The organism is Shewanella holmiensis (genome assembly GCF_025370255.1).
GTDB classification, from domain to species: domain Bacteria; phylum Pseudomonadota; class Gammaproteobacteria; order Enterobacterales; family Shewanellaceae; genus Shewanella; species Shewanella holmiensis.
Map to the genome: position 1 here is coordinate 1 of NZ_JAMTCD010000012.1, position 21,095 is coordinate 21,095.

The following is a 21,095-nucleotide window of genomic DNA, read 5'->3' on the forward strand; positions in this document are numbered from 1 at the left end:
ACAACACGCAGGCAGCGATCCAGCAACTGAAGGCCGGTGAAACACTTACCGACACCTTCACCGTCAGCACCACGGACGGCACGACGCATACCGTGACCGTCACGTTGCAGGGCACGAACGACGCCCCGGTGCTAGCGGCACAGAGCCAGGCCGTCGCCGAAGACGGCAGCTTGCTCAGCGGTCACATGGCCGCGACCGATGTGGACGCCGGCGACACGCAAACTTTCAGCATCGCCAACGCCGTTGACGGCTTCACGCTCAACGCCGATGGCAGTTATCAATTCGATCCGAGCCATGCGGGCTACCAGCATCTGGCCGCCGGTCAGACGCAAGACGTGGTGATTGCGATCACGGTGACCGACAGCGCGGGCGCGACCAGCACGCAAAATCTCACCATAACAGTCACCGGCGCCGCAGACGGCGCGGTGATCGGCGGTGTGGATCTGGGAACGGTCACTGAGGATGCCGCCGTCACCACCGGCCATCTGCAGGCCAGCGGCCAGCTCACGATCAGCGACGCCGATACCGGCGAAGCGCACTTCACGGCGCAAACGGATGTGGCTGGCAGCGGTAGCTACGGGCACTTCAGCGTCGACACAGCAGGGGCCTGGACCTACAGCGCGGACAACACCCAAACGGCCATCCAGCAGCTGAAGGCCGGCGAATCGCTGACCGACACGCTGACGGTGCAGAGCGCCGACGGCACCACTCACACGATCACCGTCACGCTGCAGGGCACGAACGACGCGCCGGTGCTCAGTGCCCAGACCCAAGCCGTCACAGAAGACGGCGCTCAGCTTAAGGGGCACATGGTTGCAAACGATGTGGACGCCGCCGATACACAGACGTTCAGCACGGCGCAGTCCGTAGACGGTTTCACGATGAACGCCGACGGCAGCTACAGCTTCGACCCAGCGCACGCGAGCTACCAGCACTTGGCTGCCGGCCAGACGCAAGACGTGGTCATCCCCATTACTGTCACCGACAGCGCCGGTGCGACCAGCACTCAGAACTTGACCATCACTGTCACCGGCGTTGACGACGGCGCCATCATCGGCGGCGTCAACACCGGTGCGGTCACCGAGGATCAGTCCGTCCAGAGCGGCCATCTGCAAGCCAGCGGGCAGCTGACGGTCGCCGATGTGGACACCGGCGAAGACCATTTCATCGCGCAGACCGGTGTCGCCGCCAGTTACGGCAGCTTCAGCATCGATGCCGCTGGCCATTGGACCTACTCAGCCGACAACAGCCAAGCCGCAGTCCAGCAACTCAAAGCTGGCGCCACGCTGAGCGACAGTCTCACCGTGAGCAGTGCCGATGGCAGCACGCATACGATCAACGTCACCCTCACCGGCAGCAACGACGTACCGGTTTTGCAGGCTCAAAGCCAGTCAGTCATCGAAGACGGTACGCGACTCCGTGGGCTCCTAGTTGCCACCGATATGGATGCGGGCGACAGCCTGGCCTTCAGCGTGGGCACGGCAGTCGCCGGCTTCACACTCAATCCTGACGGCAGCTATAGCTTCGATCCGAGCGACGCTGCCTATCAGCAGCTCACCGCCGGTCAGGTGCAGACGCTGACCATTCCCATCACCGTCACTGACACAGCCGGAGCCTCCAGCACACAGAACCTGTTGATCTCGATCACCGGGACTGGCGACGCCGCTGTCATCGGCGGTCGGCTTGCCAACAACGTCACCGAGGACGCTGTGGTATCCACGGCCGGTATACTCCGGGCCGCAGGGCAACTCACCGTCGTCGACCCGGATGCCGGAGAAGCCCATTTCGTGGTCCAAACCGACGTGACCGGAGCTGGCCATTACGGCAGCTTCAGCATCGATGCCAGTGGGCACTACAGCTACACCGCCGACAACACCCAGACGGCCATCCAGCAGCTCAAGGCTGGCCAGACGCTGAGCGATAGCTTCACCGTAACGACAGCCGACGGCACGCAGCAGGTCGTCACCATCACCATCAACGGCACCGAAGACAGGCCGGTGCTGCAGGCCCAAACCCACGCAGTCACCGAGGACGGCTTGCGGCTTGACGGTCAGATGATCGCCACCGACGCGGATGCCGGCGACCTCAAGGCTTTCAGCATCGCCCAGCCGGTGGACGGTTTCACGCTGCACAGCGACGGCAGCTTCAGCTTCGAACCTGGCCACGCAAGCTACCAGCATCTGGCTGCTGGGCAGACGCAGGACCTGGTCATCCCGATCACCGTCACCGACAGTGCCGGCGCGACCAGCACGCAAAACCTGAGCATCACCATCACTGGCGTCGACGACGGCGCGGTGATCCACGGCGTCGACAGCGGCGCAGTCACCGAGGATCAGTCCGTCCAGAATGGCCATCTGCAAACCAGCGGGCAGCTGACGATCACCGACACCGACAGCGGTGAGGACCATTTCATCGCGCAGACCGATATGGCCGGCAGCACTGGCCTGGGCCGCTTCAGCCTGTCTGCGTCCGGCCACTGGACCTACAGCGCCGACAACACGCAGTCTGCCGTCCAGCAGCTTCAAACCGGCCAGTCGCTGAGCGACACGCTGACCGTGCACAGTGCCGATGGCACGGCGCACACGATCACCGTCACGATCAATGGCACGAACGACGCGCCGGCGCTGGCCGCGCAGACGCAGGCCGTCACTGAAGGCGGCACCTTGTTGCAAGGCCACATGGTCGCCACCGATGCGGATGCTCACGACGCCCAGACCTTCAGCATCGCCAACACAGTTGACGGCTTCGCGCTGAATGCAGACGGCAGCTACAGCTTCGATCCGGCGCACGCCAGCTACCAGCACTTGACCGCCGGCCAGACGCAAGACGTGGTCATCCCCGTCACGGTGACCGACAGCGCCGGCGCGACCAACACGCAGAACCTCACGATCACGGTCACCGGCAGCAACGACGGCGCCACCATCGGCGGTCAGATTGCCAACTTCGTCACCGAGGACGCCGTCGTGTCCACGAGCGGCATGCTCAGAGCAGGCGGCCAGCTCACCGTCGTCGACCCGGATGCGGGTGAAGACCACTTCGTGGCGCAAACCGGCGTGACCGGTGCAGGTCATTACGGCAGCTTCAGCATCGACGCCAGAGGCCACTACAGCTACACCGCCGACAACACGCAGACGGCCATCCAGCAGCTCAAGGCTGGCCAGACGCTGAGCGACAGCTTCACCGTGGCAACAGCCGACGGCACGCAGCAGGTCGTCACCATCTCCATCAAAGGCGCCGAGGACAAGCCGGTGCTGCAGGCGCAGACTCATGCCGTCACTGAAGACGGCGCACGCCTCAACGGCCAGATGCTGGCCACCGACGCGGACGCGGGCGACACACAGCGTTTCTCGATCGCTCAACAAGTCGCCGGTTTCACGATTAATGCTGATGGCAGTTTCAGTTTCGATCCATCGAATGCGACCTACCAGCATCTGGCTGCGGGCCAGACGCAGGATGTGCTCATTCCGATCACGGTGACCGACAGCGCGGGCGCCACCAGCACGCAGAACCTGACCATAACCGTTACCGGCACGAACGACGCCGCCGTGGTGAGCGGTCGAGTTGCCAATGCGGTCAATGAAGACGGCGTGGTGTCTACGGGCGGACTACTCAGAGCGGGCGGCCAGCTCACAGTTGTCGACCCGGAAGCCGGCGAAGACCACTTCGTGGCGCAAACCGGCGTAACCGGTGCAGGTCATTACGGCAGCTTCAGCATCGACGCCGGCGGCCACTACAGCTACACCGCCGACAACAGCCAAACGGCCATCCAGCAACTCAAGGCCGGCGAGACATTGACCGACCGCTTCACCGTGACAACCGCCGATGGCACACAACAAGTCGTCACCATCACCATCAACGGCGCTGAAGACAGGCCGGTGCTGCAAGCGCAAGCCCAGGCGGTCACCGAAGACGGCAATCTATTGCGTGGCCAGATGGTTGCAACTGACGCCGACGCGGGCGATACGCAGCGCTTCTCGACCTCTCAACCCGTCGACGGTTTCACGCTGAACGCCGATGGCAGTTACCGCTTCGACCCCAGCCACGCGAGTTACCAGCATCTGGCGGCAGGTCAGACGCAAGATGTCGTGATCCCGATTACGGTCACAGATCACGCCGGTGCGACCAGCACACAGAACCTGACGATTACGGTCACCGGCACCAACGATGCCGCTCAAGTTCGTGGCACTGACAGCGGCGCTGTCACCGAGGATATCAATCCGTCAGGTTCAAACCTCTTGGTATCTGGCCAGCTTCAAATTAGCGACAAAGACACGGGTGAAAACCTCTTTGTAGTCACCGGTCAATCCAATCATCAGCCTGGGTCGCGCGAACGGGGTACGCCGGTGGATGGCGATCATGGCCTTGGCCAGTTTGTGGTTCATGCCGATGGCACCTGGACCTTTATCGTCGACAACCGCAAGTCTGAAATCCAGACTTTGGCTGAACACCAGACCTTGCAAGAGACGATTACGGTACAAACCGTTGACGGCACGACACACACCCTGACCGTCACGATCACCGGTACCAACGACGCACCGGTGCTGACTGCCCAGACCCAGTCCGTCACCGAAGACGGTGCGCAACTCACCGGCCGGATGGTCGCCACGGATGTCGATAGCGGTGACACCCAGGCCTTCAGCATGGGCACGGCAGTCGCCGGCTTTACCCTCAACGCCAACGGCAGCTACACCTTCGACCCGAGCAATGCCGCCTACCAGCACATTCAGGCGGGTCACTCCGAGACCGTGACGATTCCGGTGACGGTCACCGACAGCGCGGGAGCCACGGCTGTCCAGAACCTCGTCATCACGGTTGCTGGTGCACAGGACGGTGCAGTGATTCGTGATGCCAGCGGAACCGTCGGTGAAATCAAGGAAGACAGTCGTCTGCACATCGAAGGCCATCTGGCAGTGACAGATGTCGATGCCGGCGAAAATACATTCACCACCCAGCAGGGAACCAGCCAGGCAGGCCTTGGTCAGTTCTCCCTGACGCCGCTGACCAATGGGCAAGCCTTCTGGGGCTACACCGTTGACAACACCCGTCCCGAGATCCAGCGACTGGCCGAGGGCCAGACTATTCAGGACACCTTCGTCATTCATAGCGCCGATGGCACTCAGCACACGGTGACCGTGACGATCAAGGGCAGCAACGACGCCCCGGTGCTGACCGCCCAAACCCAAAGCGTGACCGAAGACGGCACGCAGCTCATCGGCCGGATGATCGCCACCGATGTTGACACGGGTGATACGCAGGCCTTCAGCATGGGCACGGCCGTCGCCGGCTTCACGCTCAACGCGGATGGTAGTTACAGCTTCGATCCGGGCAATGCTGCCTACCAGCACCTGGCCGCCGGCCAGACGCAAACCCTGACCATCCCCGTCACCGTCACCGACAGCGCCGGCGCCACCGCCACGCAGAATCTCGTCATCACCGTTGCCGGCGCCCAGGACGGCGCGATCATCGGCGGCGCCAGCACCGGCGCCGTCACGGAAGACACGGGCGTCAACGCCGCCGGGAAAATCGCCGCCTCGGGCACGTTGACCGTGACTGACCCGGATGTGGGACAAGACCACTTCAATGCGCTGGCCTCGAACGGCCACTATGGCGTCTTCACCCTCGATGCAGCCGGGCACTGGACTTACAGTGCCGACAACAGCAAGCCGGACATCCAGCAACTCAAGGCCGGTGACCCCCTGACCGACAGCTTCACCGTGACCAGTGCCGACGGCACCAGTCACACGGTGACGATGACGATCACCGGTACCAACGACGCACCGGTGCTGACTGCCCAGACCCAGTCCGTCATCGAAGACGGTGCGCAACTCACCGGCCGGATGGTCGCCACGGATGTCGATAGGGGTGACACCCAGGCCTTCAGCATGGGCACGGCAGTCGCCGGCTTCACGCTCAACGCGGACGGCAGCTACACCTTCGACCCGACGCACGCCAGTTACCAGCACCTATCGGCGGGACAGACTCATGACGTGGTGATTCCGATCACGGTCACCGATAGCGCCGGCGAGACCAGCACACAGAAGCTCACCATCACCGTCACGGGAACCAACGACGGCGCCACGATCACCGGCACCACTAGCGGCAGCGTCACCGAAGACAAGGGGGTGTCCACCGGCCACTTCCTGGAGACTAGCGGGCAACTGAGCGCCACCGACGTGGACAGCGCGGCCACCTTCCAGGCCGCCACCCTGCATGGCAGCGACGGAGGCGTGCTGACTATCGATGCCGCCGGTACTTGGCATTATTCGATCGACAACAGCCTGCCGGCGGTCCAGCAACTGGGGCCACAAGGAGCGCTGTCCGAAACGTTCACCGTGCAGACGGCCGATGGCACCAGCCAACAGATTGCCGTCAGCATCCACGGCACCATCGACGCCCCCAGCCTCACCGCAACCCAGGAGGCAACACAGTTCTTGCCTACCGACGCCACGGGCGAGGTGCTCCATGGCCAGGGGGTTTTGCACCAGATCACACTGAGCGGATTTGCCACCGACCAGATCGAACTGGGCGGCAAGCTGAACCTTGGCTTGGTGGGGAATACGCCAATCGTATCCGGCGGCAGTTTCGGCGTGTCCGCGCGAACTGGTGACACCCAGCTTGATAAAGGTGAGACCCTGATGATCCAGCTGGCTGGCGCCTCACGTTCCGCTACCCTGCAGCTCAGTAACTTTATGGACCACACCAGTACGGCCAATCCCTACGCCAGCGAGGACAAGGCGCACTGGATTGCCTACGACGCCCAGGGCAACAAAGTGGCTGAGGGCGACCTGGTGCCCAATGCCGACCCAGCGCTCAACGGCAAGCTCGACATTCATACGGCGACCCCGTTCAGCTACATCGCTTTGCAGGCGGTGGATGCTCCACTCCATGACGCTCACCATCAATCCCGTTTCATGCTGAGCCACGTCGAGGCGCAGCTGATCCAGTTCGACACACGGCTCAACCTGCACGGCCAGCTCAGCGACCAGGCGACCACTGAAACCCTGAGCTACAAGATTACCGGCCTGGATGTCGCCGCTACCCTCAACCGCGGCACCAGGAACGCCGACGGCAGCTGGACCGTCACTGCCGCCGAGGCCCAGGACCTGCACCTGCTGCACGCCACTGACCAGCATTTTCAGGTACAGGCGATGGCCACCGACGGCAGCGCCGTGGCCGACTCTACACCGGTGGATCTGCGTGTGACCTCCAGCGGCATGCAGTACGAGTTGATTGGCGGCGATCACCGGGGCAAGACGGACGAGGATGCCCATCAGGCTGTCGAGGGGCAACTGCGGGTGGACACCAGCGCGGCCGTGGCCCCGGCTTTTGTGGCGCAGATTCAACACACCGCCCATGGCACCTTTGAGCTGCGAGCCGATGGCCACTGGACCTATCAGGTGGACAACGCAGCCGTTCAGGGCATGGCCGGCCGTGAAGTCCAACGCGACACCTTCACCGTGGAGACCGCCAACGGCGTGCAGCGCGAGCTGACGGTAGATGTGATGGGGCGGGATGACGCTACTGTAATCGGCGGAAAACTCACTGGCGATGTCATCGAGGATGGCCAAGGCACGACTACCGGCCAGATGAGCTTCACCGACATCGACACCCCTAAGAGCAACATCGCGGCAGCCGACAGAAGCTACCCCGGGACCTACGGCACCCTGCTGGTGAAGACTGACGGCACCTGGGAATATCAGCTCGACCCAACCAAGGCGAACAGTCTTAACACCGGTGATGTAGAGCATGATGTGTTCGGCAAGGTATTCATCATGTCCCAAGGCCTACCCCAGACCACCAGCATCGATATCACCGTCCATGGCCATACCGATGGCACGCCGCAGATCACAGCGGTCATTGCTGGCGATGACGCAAAAACGACCGACGAAGACAGGGCGGTCAGCGGCGTACTGACCGTCACCGACCCCACGGCAGCCGATGCCCACCTAGTTGCCCAGACCGATGTCGCCGGTCAGTTCGGTCATTTCAGCATCACCGCCGACGGCCATTGGTCCTACACCCCGGACAACCGGGCCGATGCGCTGGCCGTGGGTGCGACACAAACAGATACCTTTGCCGTCACCTCAGCCGATGGGACGAGCCACAATGTCGTGATCACCCTCACCGGCAGCAACGACGGCGCCGTGATCACCGGCACCGACAGCGGTAGTCTGACGGAAGATGTCGCTGTCAATGCCGCCGGAAAAATCACCACGTCCGGGCTTCTGTCGGTCAGCGATGCCGATGCTGGCGAAGCCGTGTTTGCCGCGCAATTCGGTACCAGTGCCCAGGGTTATGGCGGCTTTGTGCTCGGTGCGAGTGGCCACTGGACCTATGCGGCCGACAACAGCAATCTGGCGATTCAAGCCCTCAAGGCCGGGGAACACCTGAGCGACAGCTTCACGGTACACAGCCCTGACGGCACCACGCACACCATCAACGTCACCATCAACGGCAGCAATGATGTTCCGGTGATCGGCGCCACCCGTGCCTCGGCGCGCTTCGTCAGCGAAGATTCGGCGACGTCCACCATCACGGGTCTTTTGCACAGCCGCGATCTGGATGCCGGCGATACCTTGAGCTGGTCGGTAAGCGGCCAGGGCCAGGGCACTTACGGGCATCTGGATTTCGATGCTGCATCGGGCAGTTGGACTTATCAGCTCGACAATACCGACGCTGACACGAACGCACTGTCGGCCGGCCAGCGTGGCGAGGATGTGTTCCAGATCACCGCCACTGACAGCAGCGGCGCCACGGCCAGTACCGTGGTGCGCGTCATGGTGATGGGGGCGAACGATGGCGCAGTCATTGCCGGCGTCGATGCGGCAACATTGAACGAAGATGCGATCGACAGCACGGGCAAGCTGGCGGCCAGTGGCCAGCTCACGGTCACCGACCCGGATGCCGGGCAAGATCACTTCACGGCACAGACCGATGCGGCCGGCAGTAGCGGCCTCGGCCACTTTAGCGTGGATGCGACCGGCGCCTGGACCTACACCGCCGACAATACGCAAAACGCAATCCAGCAACTCAAGACAGGCGACAGCCTGACGGACAGCCTGACGGTGCAAAGTGCCGACGGCACGACCCACACGATCACGGTCACCCTCCAGGGCACGAACGACGTTCCGGTACTGCAAGCACAGACGCAGGCCGTGACCGAAGACGGCACGCAGCTCACAGGCCATATGGTCGCCACTGACGTAGACGCGGGCGATACCAAAGCTTTCAGCGTCGCGCAGGCAGTCGACGGCTTCACGCTGAACGCTGACGGCAGCTACAGCTTCGACCCCAGCCATGCCAGCTACCAACATCTGACTGCGGGGCAGACGCAAGCTGTCGTCATCCCGATCACGGTGACCGACAGCGCGGGCGCGACGAGCACCCAGAATCTCACGATTACCGTCACGGGCGCCAACGACGGCGCCGTGATCGGCGGCGTGGATGTGGGAACGGTCACTGAGGACGCGGCCGTCACCACCGGCCACCTGCAGGCGAGCGGCCAGCTCACGATCAGCGATATCGATACCGGCGAAACGCATTTCACTGCCCAAACGGATGTGGCCGGCAGCGCCGGCTACGGGCATTTCAGCGTCGATGCGTCTGGCGCCTGGACCTACAGCGCCGACAACGCGCAGACGGCCATCCAGCAACTCAAGGCGGGCGAAAGCCTGACCGACACGCTGACCGTGGCCAGTGCCGACGGCACGACCCACACGATCACGGTCACGCTGCAGGGCACGAACGATGCGCCGGTGTTGGCGGCACAGAGCCAGACCGTCACGGAAGACGGCACGCAGCTCACAGGCCATATGGTCGCCACCGATGTCGATAGCGGCGACACGCAGGCCTTCAGCCTCGCCAACGCGGTCGATGGATTTACGCTCAACGCCGATGGCAGCTACAGCTTTGATCCGAGCAATGCGGCGTACCAGCATCTGGCCGCTGGCCAGACGCAGGATGTGATCATCCCGATCACGGTGACCGACAGCGCTGGCGCGACCAGCACCCAGAACCTGACCATCACCCTCACCGGCAGCAACGATGGCCCGCTGGTCACCCACGGTACGGTCGCGACAGCCGCCGACCTGGGCGCGATCAATGAAGACGCACCGCGCGTGTTCACCGAGGCCGAGCTGTTGCAGGCGGTGGGCGCCAGCGATGTGGATGACGGCAGCAGCCTGCACATCGTTGACGGATCGCTTACCAGTGCCCACGGCACCTTCACCGGCGATGCTACCCACGGCTACACCTTCACCCCGGCGGCCAATTTCAGCGGCCAGGATGTGGACCTGCAGTTCAGCGTGAGCGATGGCACGGTCAGCCGCGAAGCGCATGGGCAGCTGGATATCACGCCGGTGGCGGACAAGCCCGTGGGTCCGCTGGTGTCGACCACTTTCGATGATGTGCAACTGTCGGGGCAATTCGCCGACCCCGCGTTGCTGGGCTGGAAGACCGATTCCACGTTCGGCGTGGAGCAAACCACGGAAGACGTGTTTGGCGGGACGGGCAAAAACCAGGTGCTGGAATTGGTGTCCAAGGGCGCCAGCATCAACTCGCCGAACATCTACCGCGAGCTCGACACGCAGACCGGGCAATTGCTCCACGTCAGCTTCGATGCCTCGCGCCGCGAGAACTGGGATGTCGCCCGCATCGAGGTGCTGTGGGAAGGCAAGGTCATCGACGCGTTCACGCCGGGCACCGCCGGTTACGAGATGCATCATCACGAGTACGACCTGCAGGCCACTGGCCCGCAGTCGCGCATCGAGTTCCGCGTGGTGGGCGATGATGCAGACAAGCGGGCCATCATCGACAACATCCAAATCGGCCTGCCCACCCAGGTGGGCGAGGTCAACCAGGCCCTGCACCTGGATATGGGCCAGGCATTTCAGCTGGCCGACACCGACGGCAGCGAGACCCTGAGCTACCTGATCAAGGGCTTGCCGCCAGGCTTCACGCTCACGGACGGCACGCACAGCGTGACCATCGCCAGTGTCGGCCAGGTGGTCGACACTAAGGGGTGGAGCCAGGATGCGTTGGCTTTGCGTGCGCCTCAGGACTACCAGGGGCAGCTCGAGATCCAGGTCAGCGCCCGTGCCGAGGAGACCGCCAACCACCAGACGGCGACGTCTGACCAGCAGTCGCTGCGCTTGAGCTTCGATCGGCTGACGGCCGTTGAAGATACGCCCCAGACCTTCTCTGCATCCCGCTTGCTGCAACTGGCCGGTATCCGTGCGGGTTTGGGAGAGGTCCTGACGCTGGATGACGTGCAGGTGAACCCGGCCTTCGGCCATTTCAGCCACAACGCCGATGGCAGCTGGACGTTTACGCCGGAGGCCAACGTCTCGGCCCATCAGGTGCCGCTGACCCTCACCGTACACGGTGGTGCGCAGCCGATCAGCAGCACCCTGCATCTGGACATCACGCCGGTGGCCGACACGCCGCTGCTCGACCTGCCGGCCGATGGCCAGCTGACGGCCATCCATACCGACTTTGACAGCACCCTGTTGCACGGCCAGTTCGCCGATCCCACACCCCTGGGCTGGCACACGGATGGGCCCCAGGGCTCGGAAGTGGCGCGGCAGGACGTGTTCGGCGGCAGCGGCGGTGACCATGCGCTGGAACTGATCTCCGAGGGCGCCGGCGCGGTCAACTCGCCCAATCTCTACCGCGTGCTGGACGTCGCGTCGGGCCAGATGGCGCGTTTCGGCTTTGACGTGTCACCGCGCAATAGTTGGGCGGTACCGCTGGTCGAAGTGCTGTGGGAAGGCAAAGTCATCGACAGCTTCACGCCCTCGGGCACGGGCTTCGGCTTGCAGCACCATGACTACGATTTACTCGCCACTGCTGGCCAGCCCCGTCTGGAGATTCGCGTGGTGGGCGCGCAGAGCGATATGCGCGCTATCTTCGATAACCTGGACGTCGGCGTCTCTCCGGTGGCGGCGCGCTTCAGCCCGGTCAATGGCGATGCGTATCTGGATCTCGGCGCACAGTTTCACCTGGCCGATACTGACGGCAGCGAGACCCTCAGTTACGTGGTCAAGGGCCTGCCGCAGGGCTTCACCCTGACCGACGGCACCCACAGCATCACCGTCACCACGGCCGGTCAGGCCATTGAGACCAAGGGATGGGATCAGGCGGCGCTGGTGGTGAAGGCACCACAGGATTTCCAGGGCCAGGTGAATCTGCAAGTCAGCGGGGTAGCCGAAGAGAGCGGCACGCAGCAGACCGCCAGTTCACCCGAGCTGTCCATGCGGTTGAGCTTCGAGCAACTGCGGGTGTACGAGGACACGCCCCAGGTGTTCACTGAATCCAAGCTGCTGCAGCTGGCCGGTGTTCATGCGCCTGCCGGACAGGCCATGACGCTGGCCGATGTGCAGGTAGACCAGGCCTTCGGCCAGTTCAGCCACAACGCGAATGGCAGCTGGACCTTCACCCCGGCCTCCAACGTCAATGCCGACGATGTACCGTTCACGCTGACCATCGCCGGCGGCAGCCAGCCGCTCAGCCGCCCGCTGCAGCTCAGCATCGCGCCGGTCAATGACGCGCCGGTGCTGGCGGCACAAAGCCAGACGGGGACCGAAGACGGCAGCCCTATCACCGGTCATATGGTCGCCACCGATGTGGATGTCGGTGACACGCAGAGCTTCAGCCTGGCCCACCCCGTTGACGGATTCACACTCAATGCCGACGGCAGCTACAGCTTCGACCCCTCGCATGCCAGCTACCAGCATCTGGCGGCAGGGCAGACTCAGGATGTGGTCATCCCGATCACGGTGACAGATCACGCCGGGGCGACCGGTACACAGAACCTCACCTTCACCCTCACCGGCACCAACGACGGCCTGCAGGTGGTGGCCAACAGCGCAGCGAAGGCGGGCGATCTTGGCGCCGTGGACGAGGACGCGCCGCGCCTGTTCACCGAGGCCGAGCTGCTGCGTGCGGTCGGTGCCAGCGACGTTGACGATGGCAACGACCTGCACATCGTGGCGGGTTCGCTGAGTTCCACCCACGGCACTTTTACGGGTGATGCCGCCCACGGCTTCACCTTCACGCCCTCCGCCAACTTCAGCGGCCAGCAGGTCGATGTGCAGTTCAGCGTCAGCGACGGTGGCGTCAACCAGGCGACCTTTGCCCGGCTGGACATCCGTCCGGTGGCCGATGTCCCGGTCTTCGAATACACCGGCGAGACCCATTCGCTCGCCCACCAGACCGACTTCGACAGCACCCTGTTGCACGGCCAGTTCGCTGACCCCACACCCCTGGGCTGGCACACCGATGCGCCCCAGGGCTCGGAAGTGGCGCGGCAGGATGTGTTCGGTGGCAGCGGTGGTGACCGCGCGCTGGAAATGATTTCCTCCGGGGCTGGCAAGGACAGCTCGGCCAACTTCTACCGCGTGCTCGACACGGTGCCCGGCCAGGAGCTGAAATTCAGTTTCGATGTCTCGCCGCGCAGCGGCTGGGCCGTGCCCCTGGTAGAAGTCTTGTGGGAAGGCAAGGTCATCGACAGCTTCACGCCCGCAGGGACGGATTTCAACCTTCAACGTCACGACTATCAGCTGACAGCCACCGGCGAGCATTCCAGGCTGGAGCTGCGTGTGGTTGGCGATCAGAGCGACATGCGCGCCATCTTCGACAAGCTGGAGATCAGCGACACGCCCCATCTGGACCGCGAGGCCCTGGTCAACAGCGAGCTTCAGCTCCACTTGCCCACCAATCTGCATCTGGCCGACACGGACGGCAGCGAAACGCTGAGCTATCTCATCAAGGGCTTGCCGGTGGGCTTCAGCCTGACGGATGGCAGCCACAGCATCACGGTCACGGCCGCCGATCAGGTGATCGATACCAAGGGCTGGCAACAGGATGCCCTGAGCGTGCAGGCGCCCAAGGACTTTGCCGGCACGCTGGAGCTCAGCGTCACCGGTCGCAGCGAAGAGGCCGGTAACCAGCAGACCGCCAGTTCCGCGGCACTGCCGGTGCGCCTGAGCTTCCAGCCGCTCGCCACGGCCGAAGACACGCCCCTGACCCTCAGCGAGAGCAAGCTGCTCGCGCTGGCCGGCGTAGTCCCGGCAGCTGGTGAGCACCTGAGCCTGAGTGATGTGCAAGTGGATCCGGCCTTCGGCCAGTTCAGCCACAACGCCGATGGCAGCTGGACCTTTACGCCGGCGGCCGATGTCGCTGCCGACCAGGTGCCGCTAACGCTGACGGTGAGCGGCGGCGCGCAGCCCATCAGCAGTTCGCTGCAACTGAGCATCACGCCGGTGAATGACGCGCCGGTCATGGCGGCACAGACCCAGGCCGTGACCGAAGACGGCAGCTTGCTCAGCGGCCATATGGCGGCTACCGACGCCGATGCCGGCGACACGCACACCTTCAGCCTCGGCACCGCGGTGGACGGCTTCACGCTCAACACCGACGGCAGCTACAGCTTTGACCCCAGCCACGCCAGCTATCAGCACCTGGCGGCCGGCCAGACCCAGGCTGTGGTGATTCCGATCACCGTGACCGACAGCGCTGGCGCGACCAGCACCCAGAATCTCACGATTACCCTCGCCGGCAGTAATGACGGCCCACTGGTGACCCACGGCACGGCGGCCACGGCAGCGGATTTGGGCGCGATCAATGAAGACACACCGCGCGTGTTCACCGAAGCCGAGCTGCTGCAGGCGGTGGGCGCCAGCGATGTGGATGACGGCGCCCAGCTGCACATCGTGGCCGGCTCGCTGACCAGCGCGCATGGCACGTTCACCGGCGATGCCACGCACGGCTTCACCTTCACCCCGGCCGCCAACTTCAGCGGCCAGGACGTGGACCTGCAGTTCAGCGTCAGCGATGGCACGGTCAGCCGCGAAGCGCATGGCCAGCTCGACATCACGCCGGTGGCCGACACACTCCGCGTGAGCGAGTTGCCGGAGTCAGGGCAGGCCAAGACCCTTGTTTCTTCGGTCGACTTCCAAGCGCACAGCAGCTTTGAGAGGATGCCGGCGACGATTCAGGGCTGGAATAACGAAGGGGGAGATTTGCTCCTGCAGCGCCCCAACGGTGGGGCCAACACGATGCTCGTGATGAGGGGCACGGACGATGCAACGGTCGGCACCCATTTCGCCACCAAGCCAGGTCAAATTTATGAGCTGACCCTGAGTGCCTATTCCAGCGGCAACATCAAGCTTGAAGTGGTCTGGAACGGGCAAGTGGTTTCCAGCTACACCCCGGAAGGGGGGTGGGGTGAGCAAAGCTTCAGGTTCTTGGCCGACAGCGACCAGGGCTATCTGCAACTGCGCGCACATGATGGCGCAGGCCAATTTGCGCATGTGAACGTGGATTACACACATCTTCGTATGCGGGAGCCGCTGCCCGTGCTGGCAACCCAACCCGTTTCTCTGGGCGGCCTGGACACGTTCACGCAGTTCCACCTGAGGGATACGGACGGCAGCGAAACGCTCAGTTACGTCATCAAGGGTCTACCGGTCGGCTTCACGCTGAGTGATGGCAGCCACAGTGTCACCGTCACCACGGCGGATCAGGTGATCGACACGCAAGGATGGGCGCCGGATCAGCTGCATCTGATGGCACCGACCGGATTCGAAGGCGTCGTGGGGTTCCAGGTCGCGGCGCGCTCCGAAGAGGGTGCGAATCACCAGCAAGGTGCCCTCACTGCCTTTGTGCCGCAGGCACTGAGCTTCGATTCCCCGGTGGTGATCGAGGACACCCCGCGCCACTTCAGCGAGGCGCAACTGCTGTCCTTCGCCGGCCTGCATGCCGCAGCCGGGGTCTCCTACGGCCTCAGCGATGTGCAGGTGGATGCGGCCTTCGGCCACTTCACCCACAACGGCGATGGCAGCTGGACCTTCACCCCGGCGGCCAATGTGTCGGCCGATCAGGTGCCCATCACCCTCACCGTTACCGGTGGCGCCCAGCCGCTCACGGCCTCGCTGGCGCTGAGTATCACGCCGGTGGTGGACACGCCACTCGGTGCCGGTGGCCAGACCGAGCTCACGGACTTCAACCACCAGGCGGTGGGCTCCGCCGGTTGGGCCATGGTCGACCCATCCGGCATGGGCTGGCACACCGACCATGCCCAGGGTGTCGAGCTGGGTCAGGACAAACTCTATGGCGGCAGCAGCACCAGCAACCAGATCGTCAGCCTGAGTGCCAGCAGTGACGCCAATCTCTACCGTGACCTGTCCATCTCGGCCGGCGAGGTCGTTCATTTCGGGTTTGACCTCTCGGCGCGCGCTGGCGTTGCCATCGCGCCGCTGCAGGTGCTGTGGGAAGGCAAGGTCATCGACACCATCACGCCCGCCAGCGGCTACGCGATGGCGCACCATGAATATGACCTGGTGGCCACCGGCGCCAATTCGCGCCTGGAACTGCGCGCCACTGGCTCCGGTGATGCCCGCGCGTTGATCGACAACCTGCAGCTCAGCACAACGCCGCCCCAGGTGGCGCTGGTGAACCATGCGCTGCATCTGGATCTGGGCCAGAGCTTCCAGCTGGCCGACACCGACGGCAGCGAGACGCTGAGCTACTTGATCAAGGACTTGCCGGTCGGCTTCACCCTCAGCGACGGTAGCCACAGCGTCACTGCGACCACGGCGGGGCAGCAGATCGACCTCAAGGGCTGGCAGCTGGATGCCCTCGTGCTGCAATCGCCTGCCGATTTTGAAGGCCAGCTGGCACTGAAAGTCAGCGCCAGCGCCGAAGAAGGCGCCACCCACCAAATCGCCACCTCGGCCGAGCTCTTGCTGCCGCTGAGCTTCGAGCGCTTGTCCACGGCGGAAGACACGCCGCGCAGCTTCAGCGAACGCGAGCTGCTGCAGTTGGCCGGCGCGGTACCGGCCCCGGGTCAGCACCTGAGCCTCAGCGATGTGCAAGTGGACCCGGCCTTTGGCCAAATCACGCACAACGCCGATGGCAGCTGGACCTTCACCCCGGCGGCCAATGTGTCGGCGGACCAGGTGGCGCTGAACCTCACCGTGGCTGGCGGCGCGCAGCCGCAGCAGGTCGCCTTGCCGCTGCAGATCACTGCCGTGACCGACGCGCCGGTCGCGGGCATGCTGTCCATCCATCCCGACATCAGTAGCCAGAATCCCGGCAGCGCCGGCTGGGCTTACCTTGATCCGACCCAGGTAGGCTGGCATACCGACCACCATGAGGGGGTGTACATCGGCACGGCCACCCGTTACGGCGGCGCCGACAGCCACAGTCTGCTGGAGCTGTCGGGCCTGGCCTCGTCGCCCATGAATTTCTACCGCACCCTGAACACCCAGGCCGGGCAGACCCTGGTCTTCAGCTTTGACCTGACCGGGCGCCCGGGACGGCCTGCGGCGACCATCGAGGTCTTGTTCGAGGGCAAGGTCATCGACACCCTGACGCCGGGCAACCAGGCCTACGACATGCAGCGGCATGAGTATGTCCTGACGGCCACGGGACCTGACTCGCGCCTGGAGCTGCGGCCCAGCGGCCAGGGCGATGCGCGGGCCTTATTCGACAACCTTCAGATCAGTCCGCCGCCCCAGGTGGCGCTTGTGAACCATGCGCTGCATCTGGATGTGGGTCAGGCCTTCCACCTGGCCGACACCGACGGCAGCGAAACCATCAGCTACCTGATCAATGGTCTGCCGGTGGGCTTCACGCTCAGCGATGGCAGCCACAGTGTCACCGTCACGACGGCCGGGCAGGTGATCGACACGGCAGGCTGGCAGATGGATGCCGTGACCGTAGAGGCGCCCAAGGATTTCGAAGGCCAGATCGACCTGAAAATCAGCGCACGCACCGAAGAAAGCGCCACGCACCAGACCGTCACCTCGGCCGAACTGCCGCTGCCGCTGAGCTTCGAGCGCCTGTCCACGGCGGAAGACACGCCCCGCAGCTTCAGCGAACACGAGCTGCTGCAGCTGGCTGGCGTAGTCCCGGCCGCAGGCGAGCATCTGAGCCTCAGCGATGTGCAGGTGGACCCGGCCTTCGGCCATGTCACGCACAACGCCGATGGCAGCTGGACCTTCACGCCCGTCGCCAATGTCTCGGCCGACCAGCTAGCGCTCACGCTGACGGTCACCGGCGGCGCGCAAGCCATCACGACCACCTTGCCGCTGGCCATCACGCCGGTGGCGGATGCACCGGTGCGCGACGGCGCGCTCTCGATCACCACCGATTTCAGCAACCCCGTGCTGGGCGACCCCGGCTGGAAGCTGTCCGACCCGACCCCGCTGGGCTGGCACAGCTCTGAAGCCAGCGGTGTGGAAATCGGCCAGGAGCGGCTCTACGGCGGCAGTGGCAACAACCAGATCCTCAGCCTGACCGCGAGCTGGAGCAGCAACATCTACCGCGACCTGGCCACCCAGGCCGGTCAAACAGTGCATGTCGGCTTTGATCTCTCGGCCCGCCCGGGTTTTGCGATGACGCCGGTCGAGGTGCTGTGGGAGGGCAAGGTGATCGACACCATCAGCCCGACCGCCGGCACCTTCGCCATGCAGCACCATGCCTACGACCTGGTGGCCACCGGCAGCAACTCGCGCGTGGAGTTCCGCGCCACGGGGCAGGGCGAGGCGCGCGCCCTGTTCGACAACATCCAGATCGGCACCCCCGACCACCTGACGCTGGGCGATCAGGACATCCTGCTCAAGCCCTACCTCGGCTACCAGCTGGCGGACACCGATGGCAGCGAGACCCTGAGCTACGCCATCCATGGCCTGCCGGTGGGCTTCACGCTGACGGACGGCACGTACAGCGTCACGGTCGCTACAGCCGGGCAGGTGATCGAGACCACAGGCTGGAACCAGGAGGCGCTGGCCCTGCGCGCGCCGCATGACTTCCAGGGCGATACCAGCATCCAGGTGAGCGCCCGTGCCGAAGAAGGCAGCAATCACCAGAGCGCCAGCGCGGCGGACTTCACCCTGCATCTGAGCGGCGTGCCCGTCAGCCATGTGGCGGTGATCGGCGGCGACACCGCCGTCACGGTGACGGAAGATCAGCAGGTCAATTCGCAGGGCAATCTGGAGCACTTTGGCCAGCTCAGCATCGTCGACCCGGATGCGGGCCAGGCCCTGTTTGTTCCGCAAAACGCGGTGGGCGCCACCTACGGCCACTACACCATTGATCAGACGGGCTACTGGCTGTACGAAGCCGACAACAAGCTAGCGGCGATCCAGCAGCTCAAGACCGGCGAGCACCTGACCGACACCTTCACCGTGCACAGCGCCGATGGCACGGCGCAGACCATCACCGTGACCATCCAGGGCCAGGACGATGCCCCGGCTTTTGTGCCCCATGCCGGCCCCACGCAATCGGACGATGCCTACGCCCAGATCGGCCATGCGTTTGAATGGATGAGCCATCCGAATTTCAAGTACCTCGCCAGCATGATGCTCCAAGGTGCCGACACGTACCCGTTCGAGCGGGCCCTGGTCATCATCAAGAACGCGGGCATTTCCTTCATTTCGCCCGATGGCAGCGTCGCGAAGGCCTTTGGTCCCCATGGCGGCACCCTGACGGAAGTCCCGATCAGTGAAATGATCGCCTGGCACGCCAAGGGCGCCGGGTATCAGGTGGTGTTCACCGACGCAAAAGCCAGCGAAGTGGGTGTCTACGCCTATAACAATGGCAACCCCGGCATGCTCTCGGGCCGCCATCCCTACACGGATTTTGTGCTTCACCCGGAACAAAACGCGGCTCAGCTGACCCCGGTCATGCATGACGTGGCCGCGGCCAGCGGCGGCGCTGCCGTGCAGGGCTCTGGGTTCATGCCGCCGGCCATTGCGCCGCTTGAGTTCGACAGCGCCCATGTGCTGGAGGACAACGGCCAGCTGATCTCCGGTTTCATCGAGGTCAAAGATGCGGACGCTGGCCAGTCGGCGATGAAGTCGCAGACTGATGTTGCCACCCAGCATGACCATTTTGACTTGGCGCCCGACGGGCACTGGACTTACAGCGAGGACAACACCCAAAGCGCAGTGCAGCAGCTTAAGGCTGGCGAGAACCTCACCGACACGCTGGCTGTCACTTCTGCCGACGGTACACCGCACACCGTTACCGTGACGATCCAAAGCACGAACGAAACCCCAGAAATCACCGCGCAGATACAGGAGGTCACCGAAGACGGCATCGAGAACCGGGAGGTCCATGCGCTGCTGGATAACACGCCTGTGGACGATGCGGCAAGCAGTGATGAAGCCGCACAGGGCTTAGGTTTGGCATCACAGCCAAGCGAGGCTCTATATGCTGACCAAACGGCAGCAATCCATCATGTGGGCATCAATAACGAGAGTCACAATTTAGTGTTATCGGATGAAGGGGTTGCAGCGGTGAGGGCACTTGCAATAGAGCCTGCAGCTATAGCAAATGTTGATATGATCTCAGTAGTTCATTCAGCTTCTGCTGATGAGCATGTTGTCGCATCTGCACTGGCCTCGCCCATAGATCCCTATTTGCAAATGGTTGGCATTACACCTAATACCTTTGAAACGCCAACATCAACACAAACACGGATGGATTTAACGCTAACGGAAATACCTGCCATATCAACTCAGGATAGTGAAACTGATATGTTGGATATTTCACACGTTAACCATTTTGAGAATCCATTACTCGATGACGCTAAGGATCAACATAAAGACCAAGGCATTGATATTTTTGAGGGAAGTTATACTCACCTCGATGGAAATTCGAATGACGATGATTTATTACATTCGGCACTAAATGATATGCACAACCAGATGTAAGCGCTAGGGAGCTAATACTCTTCACTCTAGCCCAATAGACCATAGGTAAACTTCCATGGTCTATTGGGCCTCAGTGTTAACAATGATATTTAGACCAAGGCATGATCTACTGACATTAGCTGTCATACGATTTAAGTATCTAATAATAGAGTTATTTATGTATCTCGCATGTGAAATGGGATGATATATAATCATTAAAAACTGAATTCGAGGTGGTAGTCTACTTGCTGTCTTGGGATGTCAGTTCCTTCATTTATCATACTTACACTGACGAAACAGCCAGTCGTACTATTTCTAAATTCATTTATTTTTAGCTTAGAATCACCCCATTTGTGGATGCAAAAACCATATAGGATCTGATTTTGGGCTTTATAG

The 21,095-nt window shown here is 63.1% G+C and carries 1 protein-coding gene; it reads left to right on the forward strand.

What is annotated here, in order from left to right; all coding sequences use genetic code 11:
- A partial coding sequence (locus tag NE535_RS10510; protein ID WP_261298598.1) for a VCBS domain-containing protein occupies positions 1–20,720 on the forward strand: 20,720 nt, incomplete at its 5' end.
- Between the last annotated feature and the right edge of the window lie 375 nt (positions 20,721–21,095).